The sequence below is a fragment of the Leucobacter sp. UCMA 4100 genome (assembly GCF_027853335.1).
GTDB lineage: Bacteria > Actinomycetota > Actinomycetes > Actinomycetales > Microbacteriaceae > Leucobacter_A.
In genome coordinates this window covers 1,153,246-1,166,811 of the sequence record NZ_JAFEUS010000002.1, presented here as the reverse complement: position 1 = coordinate 1,166,811, position 13,566 = coordinate 1,153,246, and the positions used below count along the sequence as shown (strand labels likewise).

Below are 13,566 nucleotides of genomic sequence, written 5' to 3'. Positions count from 1 at the left end.
TTTTACGGGTTGGCCCGGCGACGACTGTCTGAGGGCCCGGGGTATCGGCCAAGGGAGGCTTGATGACTGAGCAACGCACCCTCACCGAGAAGGGCCGCGAGACGAGGCTCAGGCTGCTGCGATCTGCCGAGCAACTCCTCGCCACCCAGGGCTACGCCAACATGCGCATCACCGACATCACCTCGAACGCGGGACTCTCGGCCGGCGCGTTCTACCGCTACTTCACCGATCGCCACCAGATCACGCTCGAACTCATGCGCGAAATGATCGACGAGATGGCCGAGTTCATTCGCAGCCCCTTCGACGAATCAGACCCGAAGCGTTCGGTGCTCGAATCGACGCACAAGTACTTCGAGTTTTACGACGAGCACCGGGCTGTGCTCGGGGTGCTCGTCGAGATGTCGCAAACCGACGCTCAGGTCGCCGCGTTCTGGGACGAGACGAAGCGAGCCTTCTACGCACGCATCGCCCGCTCGTTGCGACGTGGGGTTCGGCTGGGGGTGATCCGCGACGATATTGATCCGCAGATTGCGGCCGAGATGCTTGGCAGCATGACCGAGTTTTATGCCTTTCAGCGCTTCGCGATGAACGGGAGCGGGCTGACCGACGTGTCAACCGCCGATGCGACGCGCACCATCGCCGAGATTTGGATCTCGGGAATGGGACTGAATGAACAGGACGTGCAGCGAAGCGCGCCCGACGACACAGAAACCGACTAGAGGAGTCACCATGCCAGAAGCCGTTATCGTTTCAACCGCCCGTTCGCCGATTGGCCGCGCGTTCAAGGGCTCGCTCGTCGACATGCGACCCGACGACCTCACCGTGCAAATGGTGCAGGCGGCGCTCGCGAAGGTTCCGGGGCTTAACCCGAACGACATTGACGACCTCATGCTCGGCACCGGATCGCCAGCGGGCGAGGGCGGCTTCAACATGGCGCGCGTCGTGGCGGTACTCTCGGGCATGGACTCGGTGCCCGGCACAACCGTGAACCGTTACTGCTCGAGCAGCCTCCAAACGACGCGCATGGCGATGCACGCGATTCGCGCGGGCGAGGGCGACGTGTTCATCTCGGCCGGTGTTGAGACCGTGAGCCGCTTCGGCAATGGCGCGGCCGATTCGAGCCCCGGCACCGAAAACCCGCTCTTCGCAGACGCGATGAAGCGCACCGAACGTTTTGCCGCGGGCGGTGAGCGGTGGATCGACCCGCGCGAGTCTGGCGAACTGCCCGACGTGTACATTGCGATGGGCCAGACGGCCGAGAACGTCGCCCAGTCAGAGGGCATCAGCCGCGCCGACCAGGATCGCTTCGGGGTGCGCAGCCAGAACCTCGCCGAGCAGGCGATCGCGAGCGGCTTCTGGGAGCGCGACATTACCCCGGTCACGTTGCCCGACGGCAGCGTCGTGAGCCGCGACGACGGCCCGCGCGCTGGCGTGACCCTTGAGGCGGTGAGTGAGCTTCAGCCGGTATTTCGCCCAGACGGCACCGTGACCGCGGGTAACTGCTGCCCCCTCAACGACGGGGCCGCAGCGCTCGTCATCATGAGTGACACCAAGGCGAAGGAGCTCGGGCTCACGCCGCTTGCCCGCATCGTGAGCACCGGCGTCTCTGGCCTCTCGCCCGAGATCATGGGCCTCGGCCCGGTCGAAGCCTCGAAGCGGGCGCTCAGCCTCGCCGGGCTGAGCGTGGGCGACATCGACCTTGTCGAAATTAACGAGGCCTTCGCCGCGCAGGTCATTGGTTCGGCTAGGGCGCTCGGCATCGACGAAGACCGCCTCAACGTCAACGGCGGCGCGATCGCCGTCGGCCACCCCTTCGGCATGACGGGCGCGCGCATCACGAGCACCCTCATCAACTCGCTGCAGTGGCACGACAAGCAGTTCGGCCTCGAGACGATGTGCGTTGGCGGCGGAATGGGCATGGCGATGGTGCTCGAGCGCCTCTCGTGACGCGCCTCGGCCTGCGGTCGCATGGCCGCGCCGGCACCCCACACCACGATCTGTACCGTACAAAGGAGTATCTATGACCACCACGACGACCACGAACACCAAGACCGCGATCGTGACCGGGGCCGCGCGGGGCATCGGAGCGAGCACCGCGAAACGGCTCGCCGCAGAGGGCTTCGCCGTTGCAGTGCTCGACCTCGACGAGGCCGCCTGCGCCGAAACGGTCGACGCGATCACCGCCGCCGGAGGCAGGGCGCTCGCCGTCGGGGCGAACGTTGGCGACGAGCAGTCGGTTGCTGACGCCGTGGCCCGCGTCGCCGACGAGCTCGGCGCCCCGACCGTGCTCGTCAACAACGCTGGCATCATTCGCGACAACATGCTGTTTAAGATGACGGCCGACGACTGGGATTCGGTCATGACCGTGCACCTGCGCGGATCCTTCCTCATGAGCCGCGCCGTACAAAGCCACATGACCGAGGCTGGCTGGGGGCGCATCGTCAACCTCTCGAGCACCTCGGCGCTCGGCAACCGCGGCCAGGCGAACTACTCGGCGGCGAAGGCCGGGCTGCAGGGCTTCACGAAGACCCTCGCGATTGAGCTCGGCAAGTTCGGGGTCACCGTGAACGCGATCGCCCCCGGTTTCATCGAGACCGACATGATTGCCCAGACCGCCGAGCGCGTCGGTATGCCGCTCGACGACTTCCTCGCCGCGGCTGCCAAGCAGATTCCGGTCGCGCGCACCGGCCGCCCCGAAGACATTGCCCACGCCGTCGCTTTCTTTGTGAGCGAGGGCGCGAGCTACACCTCGGGTCAGGTGCTCTACGTCGCGGGCGGGCCAACATCATGAGGGTCTTCACCGGAGCCGCCGCACTCGAGGCTGCCGCGGGCGACGACCTCGGCTTCTCCGAGTGGCACACGATCGACCAGGCTCGCATCGACGCGTTCGCCGAAACAACCAATGACCGGCAGTGGATCCACGTCGATCCCGAACGCGCGGCCGAAACCCCGACCGGCGCGACGATCGCCCACGGATACCTCACGCTGAGCCTTATCGCGTCGATGATGGGTGAGATCTACCGCGTCGAGGGCGTGACCATGCTGCTCAACTATGGGCTCAACCGCGTGCGCTTCCCGTCGCCCGTCCCTGTCGGATCCCGCGTGCGGGCCCACGCCCGCATCGCCGCGGTCGAGCCCGGCGAGCGTGGTGTGCAGGTCGTCTTCGCGGTCACGATCGAGATCGAGGGTGCGGATCGCCCCGCCTGCGTCGCCGAACCGGTCGTGCTGGTCGTCCCGTAGCTGGCCGCGTCGCCCGCGTAGCCCGCGTCGTATCCGGTCGCGGGCTGTGTCGGTGTCGTTCGCTTTGGGCGGTCGCGCCTGCCCGCCGCCGATCTACTTGACGAAAAGCAGGGTGTTTTGGCTGAAACACCCTGCTTTTCGTCAAGTAAACGCGAAAAAGGGGTGCAAGGGGCCGTGGCGGCCGGTGCGCGCCGCCGGCCGCGCCCGCACCCGCCGCCGGCCGCTCCCGTAGCGTCGCAGCCCATAGCGGCGTGCCGCCAGCCGCACCCTCGGCCGCGAACGCCCACCCTGTGTATGCGCTAAACGTGAATTCTTCGTGAACAGCTGTACTTTTGCGCATTAGTGTATACACTGTAGGTATGAAGCCAGTGAAGGAAATGCGGGCGGGCGACAGGGCCTACGCAACACTGGTGTCTGAAATTCAGAGTGGCGAGCTCGCCCCCGGCACCGTGCTCGGCGAGGTCGAGCAGGCCACACGGCTCGGCGTCAGCCGCACGCCCATGCGTGAGGCGATCGGCAGGCTCATCGCCGACGGGCTCGCAAAGCAGCAGTCACCGCGCACGACCGTCGTGACGGGGTTCGACGCCGCCGACATTCGCCGGTTGTTCGAGGCACGTCGCGCACTCGAAGAGACCGCGGCGAGGCTCGGTGCCCAGCGGGCAGACCGCGACGAGTTCGCGAGTCTCGCTGCCGACTTCGGCGCCGTGCAGGTGTCGAGCGAAACGAACATCGACGAGTACTACGAGCTCATTCGGCGCTTCGATCGGGCGCTCGACGTCGCGGTCGATAACTCGTATCTCGTGTCGGCGCTGCGAGTGATCCGCACCCATCTCGTGCGAGCCAGGCAGCTTGCCCGCGACAACCACATGCGGCTCGAGAGCTCGGTCGCCGAGCATCGACTCATCGCCGAGGCCATCGCGGCGGGCGACCCCGACCTCGCGGCCCACGCGACGCACGTGCACCTGCACAACGCACTGACTTCAATTCTTCAATCGCTAGCAGAAGGAGCAGCATCATGACCGTGAATCATCACGTACGCGTATACAAGAGTGAAGAGGATCTGCCCCGCGAGGGCCAGCTCGCCTGGAAAATCGCAGAGGTCGCCGTCGACCCCGTCGAGGTCGAGGCCGATGTCGTTGACATGATCATCAACCGCATCATCGACAACGCGTCGGTGGCTGCCGCCTCGCTGAACCGTGGCCCCATCATCGCGTCACGCGCACAGGCCCTCTCGCACCCCGCCTCGACCGGCGGCAAGGGCGCGACGATCTTCGGCGTTGAAAACGCAGAGCGCACGAGCCCCGAGTGGGCCGCGTGGGCAAACGGCGTCGCGGTTCGCGAGCTCGACTACCACGACACCTTCCTGGCGGCGGAGTACTCGCACCCGGGCGATAACATTCCGCCGATTCTCGCGGTAGCCCAGCACGTCGGTGCTGACGGCCGTGCGCTCGTTCGCGGCATCGCGACCGGCTACGAGATTCAGGTTGATCTCGTGCGCGCGATCTGCCTGCACAAGCACAAGATCGACCACGTCGCACACCTCGGCCCCTCAGCGGCTGCCGGTATTGGCACCCTGCTCGGGCTCGACGCAACGACCATCTACCAGGCCGTTTCGCAGGCACTGCACACCACGACCGCGACCCGCCAGAGCCGTAAGGGCGAGATCTCGACTTGGAAGGCACACGCTCCCGCGTTCGCCGGCAAGATGGCCGTTGAAGCAGTCGACCGCGCAATGCGCGGGCAGACCTCGCCAAGCCCCATCTACGAGGGTGAAGACAGCGTCATCGCGTGGCTGCTCGACGGCCCCGAGGCTGCCTACGAGGTGCCGCTTCCCGCTAAGGGCGAGGCGAAGCGCGCGATTCTCGACACCTACACCAAGGAGCACTCGGCCGAGTACCAGGCCCAGGCCCTCATCGACCTCGCACGCAAGCTGCACACCGAGCACCCTGAACTGCAGGGCGGCGCGGCTGTCGAGTCGATCGTCATTCACACGAGCCACCACACGCACTACGTGATTGGCTCGGGCGCGAACGATCCGCAGAAGTACGACCCTGCCGCTTCACGTGAAACGCTCGACCACTCGATTCCCTACATCTTCGCGGTCGCGCTGCAAGACGGCGGCTGGCACCACGTTGACTCGTACACGCCTGAGCGTGCGGGTCGCGAAGACACGGTAACGCTGTGGAACAAGATCACGACGGCCGAAGACGCCGAGTGGACCCGCCGCTACCACTCAATCGACCCCAACGAGAAGGCCTTCGGCGGCCGCGTTGAGATCGTGCTCACCGACGGCACCAAGATCGTCGACGAGATCGCCGTAGCCGACGCGCACCCCCTCGGCGCAAAGCCGTTCATGCGCGAGAACTACATTGCCAAGTTCCGCCTGCTCGCCGAGCCGGTGCTTGAGCAGGCCGAGATCGAGCGCTTCCTTGAGCTCGTTCAGCGCCTGCCCGAGCTCAGCGCCGCAGAGGTGCAGGAACTCAATATCGTTGCGAAGTCGGGCCTGCTCGACCTCGCAGCAGCACCGAAGGGACTCTTCTAATGCTGTACGCAAAGACCACCCCCGCCGAGAAGCGCCGCATCTTTCGGGAAAAGCTGAACTCGGGCGAGCTGTTGCGCTTTCCCGGCGCCTTCAACCCGCTCTCGGCGAGGCTCATTGAAGAGAAGGGCTTCGACGGGGTCTACATCTCGGGAGCCGTGCTCTCGGCCGACCTCGGTCTGCCCGACATCGGGCTCACGACCCTCACTGAGGTTGCCGGCCGCGCGCAGCAGATCGCGCGCATGACCGAGCTGCCCGCGATCGTTGACGCTGACACCGGCTTCGGCGAGCCCATGAACGTGGCCCGCACGATTCAGACGCTCGAAGATGCGGGGCTCGCGGGCTGCCACATCGAAGACCAGATCAACCCGAAGCGTTGCGGCCACCTCGACGGCAAGGCCGTCGTTGACGAAGACACCGCCATCAAGCGCATTCGCGCCGCCGTCGACGCGCGCCGTGACGAGAACTTTCTCATCATGGCCCGCACCGACATTCGTGCGGCCGAGGGCATGGACGCGGCGATTGCCCGCGCGAAGGCCCTCGTCGAGGCTGGCGCCGACGCGATCTTCCCCGAGGCCATGCGCTCGCTCGACGAGTTCAAGGCCATGCGCGACGCACTCGATGTGCCGATTCTCGCGAACATGACCGAGTTCGGTAAGAGCGACCTCTTCTCGAGCGAAGAGCTCGCCGCAATCGGCGTGAATATCGTCATCTGGCCGGTTTCGATGCTGCGCATCGCGATGGGTGCGACGGGCCGCGCGCTCGACACGCTCAACGAAGAGGGCCACCTCACCTCGAAGCTTGACGAGATGCAGCACCGTGCTGACCTCTACGAGCTCATCGATTACGAGGCATACAACCACTTCGACACCAGCGTGTTCAACTTCGAGGTCAAGAAGTAACACCGAAGACCCCGCGGTGCCGGGGGCGTAGCGGAGGAGCGCTGCGCCCCCGGCACCGCTCGGTCGTTTTTCTCGCTTTACCGGGTCACTCCGCGATACGGTGGCATGAGGGAAACGATCGGCCAACCCTCACCGAAGTACGCGTAGTACGACACCTTACGCAAAGGAGCGATCATGGCAGAAGCCGAAATTCACAAGGGCCTCGCAGGCGTCACCGTTGATTACACGGCCGTCTCGAAGGTCAACCCCGAGACCAACAGCCTGCTCTACCGCGGCTACCCCGTTCAGGAGCTCGCGGCGACCCAGCCGTTCGAGGCCGTCGCGTTTCTGCTGTGGAACGGTGAACTGCCGACCGACACGCAGCTCGCAGCCCTGCGCGCCAAAGAGCGCCAGCACCGTGAGCTCGCGCCGAACGTCAAGGCCGCGATCGACCTTTTGCCGCTCGATGCTCACCCGATGGACGAGGTGCGCACCGCCGTCTCGGTCATCGGTGCCTCAGATACCTCTGGCTCGGGATCGGTGCTCGACGCCGCGGGAAGCCCTGAAGAGAATCTCGATCGCTCGATCCGCCTCTTCGCAGCCCTGCCCGCGATTGTCTCGTACGGCCAGCGCCGCCGTCGTGGCGAAGCGATCGTGCCCGCCCGCGATGACCTCGACTACGCGGCGAACTTTCTTTGGATGACCTTCGGTGAAGAAGCCGACCCCGTCGTGGTCGAAGCCTTCAACCAGTCGATGATTCTCTACGCAGAGCACTCGTTCAACGCGTCGACCTTCACCGCCCGCGTCATCACCTCGACGCTCTCTGACCTCTACTCGGCCGTCGTCGGCGCGATCGGCGCGCTCAAGGGCCCGCTGCACGGCGGGGCAAACGAGGCCGTGCTACACATCTTTAACGAGATCGAGTCGGCCGACAACGTCGTGCCGTGGCTCGACAAGGCGCTCGCTGAGAAGCGCAAGATCATGGGCTTCGGCCACCGCGTGTACAAGCGCGGCGACTCGCGCGTGCCCACGATGAAGCAGGCGCTTGATCGTCTCGTCGATCACTACGAGCGCCCCGACGTGCTTGCGATGTACGACGCGCTCGAGGGCGAGTTCGTGAGCCGCAAGGGCATCTACCCGAACCTCGATTACCCCTCGGGCCCCGCATACGACCTCATCGGCTTCGATGTGCTCACTTTCACCCCGCTCTTCATCGCCTCACGCGTGACGGGCTGGACCGCGCACATCATGGAGCAGACCCAGTCGAACGCGCTCATTCGCCCGCTCTCGGCATATAACGGCCCCGACGAGCGCCACATCGATGGCTACGTCGCGACCGCCGCCGATCTTGAGGCGCAGCAGCGCGAGGCAGAGGCCGGGGCATAGCCATGGCCGCGAAAGAAAAAGTCGTCATCGTTGGCGGTGCCCGCACCCCCATCGGCTCGTTCGGCGGATCGCTCGCCGAGGTCGATGCGTACGAGCTCGGCGCGGCTGCCACTGTCGAGGCGCTGAAGCGCTCCGGGATCGCGCCTGCCGAGGTCGGCGAGGTCGTCATGGGCTGCATCTCGCAGGTGGGCCCCGACGCCTACAACGCGCGTCGCGTGGCACTCGAAGCCGGTCTTGACCGCTCGGTTCCTGCGTTCAACGTGAACCGCTTGTGCGGATCGGGTCTGCAGGCCATCTGGTCGGCAGCGCAAGAACTCCTGTGGGATGGTGGCGAGGGCGGCCTCGACGTCGCCGTAGCCGGCGGCAACGAGTCGATGTCGCGCACGCCGTTCATCGAGTTCGGTGCCCGTGGCAATGCTCGTCTGGGAGACCGGAAGCTGCTCGACGGCACCCTCGCGATTCTGACAGATCCGTTCAGCAAGAAGCACATGGGCTTCACCGCGGTGAACGTCGCCAACAAGTACGGCATTAGCCGTGACATGCAAGACGAGTTCGCACTCGAGTCGCAGCGTCGTGCCGACTCGGCGGCCGCGAAGGCTGCGTTTGCCGAAGAGATCATTGCGGTCTCGTCGGGCGGACGCAAGCCGGTCGAGGTCTCGACCGATGAGCACCCGAAGCCAAGCACAACGCTTGAGGTGCTCGGTGGCCTGCGCCCCGCCTTCGACCCCGAGGGTTCAGTGACCGCGGGCAACTCATCGGGCATCAACGACGGTGGCGCCGCAACCGTGCTCATGCGCGAGTCAGACGTGCGGGAGCGCGGCCTCAAGGGCCTCGTGACCCTCGAGGCGGTCGCGACCGCGGCCCTCGAACCCGAGCTCATGGGCTACGCCCCCGTGATCGCGCTCGAGAAGCTCTGGAAGCGCACCGGGCTCACCCCGGCTGACGTCGACGTGTTCGAAGTCAACGAGGCCTTCGCAGCCCAGGCGGTTGCCGTCGTGCGCGACGCTGGCCTCGACCCCGAAAAGGTGAACCCCTACGGCGGCGCGATCGCCCTCGGCCACCCGGTCGGCGCGACCGGCGCGATTCTCACCGTGCGTGCGGCGCTCGACCTGCACCGCCGCGACCTCGAGTACGCGGTCGTCACGATGTGCATTGGCGGCGGACAGGCGCTCGCGGCGCTGATTCGCCGGTACGACGCGTAGTACAACGCCAAGCTGGTCATTGAGGTGGGGAGTCGAGAGACTCCCCACCTCAATGCGTTTGGGAGGCTGGGATGCCAATGCGCTCATCGATGCCTCTCTTCAGTTTTCAGAAGAGACGAAGCTTGGTCCGATGTCGAGCGAAAGGGCGGCGAACGAGCTGCGCGAACACCTGCGTGGCGAGGTTACTGATGGGCTTGATGTTCGCGGAAATTTGGACGGCATTGAGAGTGAAAGCCGTGACCTTGCTCCGTTTATGATCGTCGAACCTGATCGGAGCAACCGAATTTGGTCGACGGAGCTCTTTGGGCCGATCGCGATGCTGACTCCGGCTGAAACCGTCGACGAGGCGATCGCGATCGCGAACGATTCGCCGTACGGGCTTGGCGCGACGGTCTATACCGACTCGATCGAGCATGCTCGCCGGTTTGTCGCTGAGGTCGAAACGGGCATGGTTTTGGTCAACGGGCCACGGGGCAGTAACCCGGCACTGCCGTTCGGCGGTGTCAAGCGATCGGGCATCGGGCGCGAGCTTGGGCGCTGCGGAGTGCGTGAGTTTGCGAACGAGAAGCTGGTGGTGTTGCCGACGGAGTTTGTCGGCGCTGAAAGCTAAGTGGTGCACAGCCATTGAACCGTCAATAGTCGCCGCACTCGTGCATCCGATGTGAGGCGTGACGCAGCAAACGGTGAGGGGAGGGACAGTCTGAGAAACTGTCCCTCCCCTCACCCTTTGGCATTGGTGCTATTGCTGAAGGCGCAGCGCTCGCCTGGCAGCCTGTTCCACAGGGTCAGGGACAGGCACGGCGTTTACCAAACGGGCGGTGTACTCGTGCTTTGGCGATAGAAGCACCTGGGCGGTATCGCCCTGCTCAACGAGAGTTCCCGCACGAAGCACGCCGACGGTGTCGGCAAGCTGCTCGACCACGGCGAGATCATGGGTGATGAAGAGCGACGCAAAGCCGAGTTCTTGCTGGAGCGACGAAAAGAGCTCCAGCACCCTTGCCTGCACCGAGACATCGAGGGCGCTCGTTGGCTCATCGGCAATCACGAACTCTGGCCCCAAGATCAGTGCTCGGGCAAGACCGACACGTTGCCGTTGCCCTCCCGAAAGCTCGTGGGGAGCCCGCTCTGCCATGCTGCGGGGCAGCTCGACAGCATCGAGAAGCTCAAAGACGCGCTCACGCAATTGGTTGCGCTGAGGGTACGTTCGGTGAATCGTTGCTGGTTCAGCGATGCACTGAAACACTGAGAAAAACGAGTTAAATGAGGCCGCTGGGTCTTGAAAAACGAACCCCACACGCTTACGAAGGTCGCGCATCTCACGCGGCTTCAGTCGCGTTACGTCCTGACCCAGTAGCCGCAGAGACCCGCCGGTGACAGTGGTGATGCCAGCGAGAGCTTTCCCAATGGTGCTTTTGCCCGAACCAGATTCGCCCACGAGGCCGTAGACCTCGCCGGGATTGATGGTGATGTTGACACCGCTTACGGCAACGAACGCTTTCTTGCGAAACTGCCCCGGATATGAAATCTCGAGGTTCTCAGTGGTGAGCACAGGCTCAGCGGCCGCGGGGGCTGGTTCTGAGGGCTGCGACTGCGAGGTAGCGATGCGCCCCGAACCGAGCTTTGGAACCGCCTTGAGCAACTTCTGGGTGTACGGATCACGTGGGCGTTCAAAGAGCTCTTGTACCGGAGCATCTTCGACAATATGACCGCGAAACATGACTGCGACACGGTCGGCAAGGTCGGCCACAACTCCCATGTTGTGCGTGATGAGCACGATTGACGCGCCGAGCTCATCGCGGCATCGTCTGAGCAGATCAAGAATTTCTGCCTGAACGGTGACGTCGAGTGCCGTCGTTGGTTCGTCTGCGATGATGATGCGCGGTTCCAAAGCGAGCGCCATGGCGATGACGATGCGCTGTTTCTGTCCGCCAGAAAATTGGTGTGGATAGTCATCGATCCGCCGCTCAGGCTCGGGAATACCAACGGCTCGGAGCATTGCGATTGCCTTCGAACGGCGTTCAGCTCGATTGAGGGCGCCGTGAGCTCGAAGACCTTCCTCCATCTGCCAGCCGATGGAGTAGACCGGGTTGAGTGCGGTCGAGGGCTCTTGGAAGACCATCGCGGCGTCACTTCCGCGGAGCGCTCTCAACTCTTTCGATGAAGCGGTGAGCACCTCTTTGCCGTTCACAAAGATGGCACCGCCGGTGGTCGCCCCCGAAGGGAGTAGGCCCAGGATTGCTCGGGCCGTGATCGTCTTTCCTGATCCAGATTCGCCAACAACGGCAAGAATTTCCTGGTCACCCACCTCGAGCGAGATGCCGTCGACTGGGCGCACGTGACCAGCGCGACCGCTGATATCGACGCTGAGGTTGTCAATACGCAGAGGAATGCTCATTCTGAGGCTCCGTTCTTTCGGTTCGTGGTCTTCGCCGTGCCGAAGAGGCGCGCGATCACGCCACCTGGGCTGGCAGCGACGCTGCGACGATCGACGAGGTCCCTGAGACCATCGCCCAGCAGGTTCAGGCCGATGACCGTGATAATGAGGGTCACGCTGCCGAGGATCACCATGTGGGGTGCCTGCAGAATGACCGCTTTCCCGTCGTACAAGATATTGCCCCAGCTTGGTGCTGGTGTGGGAACGCCCGCTCCAAGAAAGCTGAGGGCGGCTTCGGTGATGATTGAGTCAGCGAAAATAAAGGTCGACTGAACCGCGAGTACCGATAGCGTGTTCGGCAGAATATGCCGAATCATGATGTGGATCGGAGTTGCACCTTGGGCAAGACTTGCTTCAACGAACACTTCTGACTTCACAGACATTGCTTTTGAGCGCACGAGTCGTGCCACGTTGGGGGTGAAGACGACCGTGAGCGCAATGATGAGGTTTGGCACGCTCGGTCCAAGCGAGGCCGAGAGCGCGACGGCAAGCAGCATGGCCGGAATCGACATGAGGCCATCGCAGATGCGCATAAGAACCATGTCGAGACGGGGGAAGAAGCTCGCGAGAACGCCGATGGCGGTTCCAAGAATCGAACTCAGCACCGCGACGCTTGTGCCGACGATGAGCGAGGTAGACGCCCCAACAAGAATTCGCGCGAAGAGATCGCGGCCAAAGGTATCGGTACCAAAGAGATGGTCGGCAGAAGCAGGTTGCAGCCTTTTTGCTGAGTCAACAGCATACGGGTCGAGGCCGACGATGAGGGGAATCAGGAAGGCGCACGCGAAGACCAGCAGGACGATCAGGCCGCCAAAAACGAGCGGTCGATTAGAGAGGATCCGCGCGCCGATCCCGTGTTTCGCTTTGGGCGCGATATTCAGAAGCTCGGTGCTTGGCACAGGTTGCTGTGTCATCGGGCAGCTCCTTTCGAAGTGGTCAATCGAACTCTGGGGTCAACGAGCCCGTACAACAGGTCAATAATGAGGTTGACCGTGAGGTAGATGAGGGTGGTGAAAAGTACGACGCCCTGAATGACGGCGTAGTCGCGGCGCGTGATCGAGTTGACGAGCAGCGAGCCGATTCCCGGAATGTTGAAGATCGTTTCAGTGACCACCGCTCCGGTGACGAGCCCGCCAAAGCTGAGGCCGATGACCGTCAGGATGGGAAGACCTGCGTTGCGCAACGAGTGGCGAAACAGGAGACGACGCTCAGAGACGCCCCGTGACCGTGCCGCGTCAATGTAATCGGCGCTGAGCACATCAAGCACCGAAGCGCGAGTGGTGCGGGTCAAGAACGCAGCCTGCACTGTTCCGAGTGAGATTGCCGGAAGCAGAAGGTAGCGGAAGCCCTCTGACGGGTCTGTGAATATATTGACGTAGCCGGCGACTGGCAGGAGCCTCAGCCCAACTGAAAAGACCAAGACAAGGATGAGGCCCAAGACGAAGCTGGGCACGGCCATGCCAATCAGGGTCAGACCTTGCACGCCGTTGTCGAGCAGGCTGCCGCGGCGTTTAGCGGCGAGTGTGCCGAGAGGAACCGCGACAATGATCGTGATGATTTGCGCAAGCAGAGCGAGCTGAATCGTGGGCATGATGTTATCGGCGATCGCCGTTAACACTGGCTTTTTGAGGAACAAGGAATCACCGAAGTCACCGGTGAGAATTCCTCCAACCCAGGAGAAGTACTGGCTGAGGAGCGGCTGGTTGAGGCCGAGCTGTTCCCGTAGCTCAGCAAGCTGGTCGGGAGTCGCTTCGGGACCCAAGATGGTCATTGCCGGATCACCAGGGGTGATGTGTACGAGAGAAAAAATGACGATTGAAACGACAAAGAGCACCGGCAACAGTGCCAGCAGTCGCTTACCTACGTATGAGAGCAAGTCGAGGT

Annotated in this window: 13 protein-coding genes; 10 read left to right on the top strand and 3 right to left on the bottom strand. The window is 63.7% G+C overall.

Annotation, left to right across the window (positions count from 1 at the left end):
* The first annotated feature begins 62 nt into the window (after positions 1–62).
* The 10 genes from JSO19_RS05595 (at position 63) to JSO19_RS05550 (ending at position 9,858) form a co-directional block, all read left to right on the top strand.
* Positions 63–719 carry a TetR/AcrR family transcriptional regulator gene (locus tag JSO19_RS05595; RefSeq protein ID WP_270910305.1) on the top strand — a complete coding sequence of 219 codons (657 nt, stop codon included), beginning with the start codon at positions 63–65 and terminating at the stop codon, positions 717–719.
* A 10-nt stretch (positions 720–729) separates the two neighbouring features.
* Complete coding sequence (locus JSO19_RS05590) at positions 730–1,947, top strand: acetyl-CoA C-acetyltransferase (RefSeq protein ID WP_270910303.1); 1,218 nt, start codon at positions 730–732, stop codon at positions 1,945–1,947.
* 73 nt (positions 1,948–2,020) lie between these two features.
* Positions 2,021–2,791, top strand: a complete 771-nt coding sequence (gene fabG, locus JSO19_RS05585) for a 3-oxoacyl-ACP reductase FabG (RefSeq protein ID WP_270910301.1) — start codon at positions 2,021–2,023, stop codon at positions 2,789–2,791.
* Positions 2,788–3,240: a MaoC family dehydratase gene (locus tag JSO19_RS05580; protein ID WP_270910300.1), complete on the top strand. Its 453-nt coding sequence runs from the start codon at positions 2,788–2,790 to the stop codon at positions 3,238–3,240. The genes fabG and JSO19_RS05580 overlap by 4 nt, the downstream gene beginning before the upstream one ends.
* 377 nt (positions 3,241–3,617) lie before the next feature.
* Positions 3,618–4,259, top strand: coding sequence for a GntR family transcriptional regulator (locus JSO19_RS05575; protein ID WP_217136387.1), 642 nt, complete (start codon positions 3,618–3,620; stop codon positions 4,257–4,259).
* On the top strand, positions 4,256–5,782 hold the full coding sequence (locus JSO19_RS05570; protein WP_270910298.1) for an MmgE/PrpD family protein: 1,527 nt from the start codon (positions 4,256–4,258) through the stop codon (positions 5,780–5,782). Before JSO19_RS05575 ends, JSO19_RS05570 begins: the two co-directional genes overlap by 4 nt.
* Positions 5,782–6,681, top strand: coding sequence for a methylisocitrate lyase (prpB, locus tag JSO19_RS05565; protein ID WP_217136203.1), 900 nt, complete (start codon positions 5,782–5,784; stop codon positions 6,679–6,681). Before JSO19_RS05570 ends, prpB begins: the two co-directional genes overlap by 1 nt.
* Before the next feature lie 174 nt (positions 6,682–6,855).
* Entirely contained in the window at positions 6,856–8,046 is a 1,191-nt protein-coding gene (locus tag JSO19_RS05560) for a bifunctional 2-methylcitrate synthase/citrate synthase (RefSeq protein WP_270910297.1), read from the top strand.
* 2 nt (positions 8,047–8,048) lie between these two features.
* Entirely contained in the window at positions 8,049–9,248 is a 1,200-nt protein-coding gene (locus tag JSO19_RS05555; RefSeq protein WP_270910296.1) for a thiolase family protein, read from the top strand.
* Between the two features lie 52 nt (positions 9,249–9,300).
* Positions 9,301–9,858 (top strand): aldehyde dehydrogenase family protein, encoded by a 558-nt coding sequence (locus JSO19_RS05550; RefSeq protein WP_270910294.1) that lies wholly within the window; start codon positions 9,301–9,303, stop codon positions 9,856–9,858.
* A 129-nt stretch (positions 9,859–9,987) separates the two neighbouring features.
* Here JSO19_RS05550 and JSO19_RS05545 read toward each other — a convergent pair whose 3' ends face one another.
* Genes JSO19_RS05545 through JSO19_RS05535 form a run of 3 tightly spaced genes read right to left on the bottom strand, consistent with a single transcriptional unit; the run spans position 9,988 to position 13,558 of the window.
* Positions 9,988–11,643: a dipeptide ABC transporter ATP-binding protein gene (locus tag JSO19_RS05545; RefSeq protein WP_270910292.1), complete on the bottom strand. Its 1,656-nt coding sequence runs from the start codon at positions 11,641–11,643 to the stop codon at positions 9,988–9,990.
* Entirely contained in the window at positions 11,640–12,596 is a 957-nt protein-coding gene (locus JSO19_RS05540; protein WP_270910291.1) for an ABC transporter permease, read from the bottom strand. Before JSO19_RS05540 ends, JSO19_RS05545 begins: the two co-directional genes overlap by 4 nt.
* The gene (locus JSO19_RS05535) at positions 12,593–13,558 is read right to left on the bottom strand and encodes an ABC transporter permease (RefSeq protein WP_270910290.1); all 966 of its coding nucleotides are present in this window, start codon (positions 13,556–13,558) and stop codon (positions 12,593–12,595) included. Before JSO19_RS05535 ends, JSO19_RS05540 begins: the two co-directional genes overlap by 4 nt.
* Positions 13,559–13,566 lie beyond the last annotated feature (8 nt).

Bases quoted from the DNA above. Each gene is read 5' to 3' on its own strand.
- JSO19_RS05595 (WP_270910305.1), top strand. From the start codon at position 63: ATGACTGAGCAACGCACCCTCACCGAGAAGGGCCGCGAGACGAGGCTC.
- JSO19_RS05590 (WP_270910303.1), top strand. From the start codon at position 730: ATGCCAGAAGCCGTTATCGTTTCAACCGCCCGTTCGCCGATTGGCCGC.
- fabG (WP_270910301.1), top strand. From the start codon at position 2,021: ATGACCACCACGACGACCACGAACACCAAGACCGCGATCGTGACCGGG.
- JSO19_RS05580 (WP_270910300.1), top strand. From the start codon at position 2,788: ATGAGGGTCTTCACCGGAGCCGCCGCACTCGAGGCTGCCGCGGGCGAC.
- JSO19_RS05575 (WP_217136387.1), top strand. From the start codon at position 3,618: ATGCGGGCGGGCGACAGGGCCTACGCAACACTGGTGTCTGAAATTCAG.
- JSO19_RS05570 (WP_270910298.1), top strand. From the start codon at position 4,256: ATGACCGTGAATCATCACGTACGCGTATACAAGAGTGAAGAGGATCTG.
- prpB (WP_217136203.1), top strand. From the start codon at position 5,782: ATGCTGTACGCAAAGACCACCCCCGCCGAGAAGCGCCGCATCTTTCGG.
- JSO19_RS05560 (WP_270910297.1), top strand. From the start codon at position 6,856: ATGGCAGAAGCCGAAATTCACAAGGGCCTCGCAGGCGTCACCGTTGAT.
- JSO19_RS05555 (WP_270910296.1), top strand. From the start codon at position 8,049: ATGGCCGCGAAAGAAAAAGTCGTCATCGTTGGCGGTGCCCGCACCCCC.
- JSO19_RS05550 (WP_270910294.1), top strand. From the start codon at position 9,301: ATGCGTTTGGGAGGCTGGGATGCCAATGCGCTCATCGATGCCTCTCTT.
- JSO19_RS05545 (WP_270910292.1), bottom strand. From the start codon at position 11,643: ATGAGCATTCCTCTGCGTATTGACAACCTCAGCGTCGATATCAGCGGT.
- JSO19_RS05540 (WP_270910291.1), bottom strand. From the start codon at position 12,596: ATGACACAGCAACCTGTGCCAAGCACCGAGCTTCTGAATATCGCGCCC.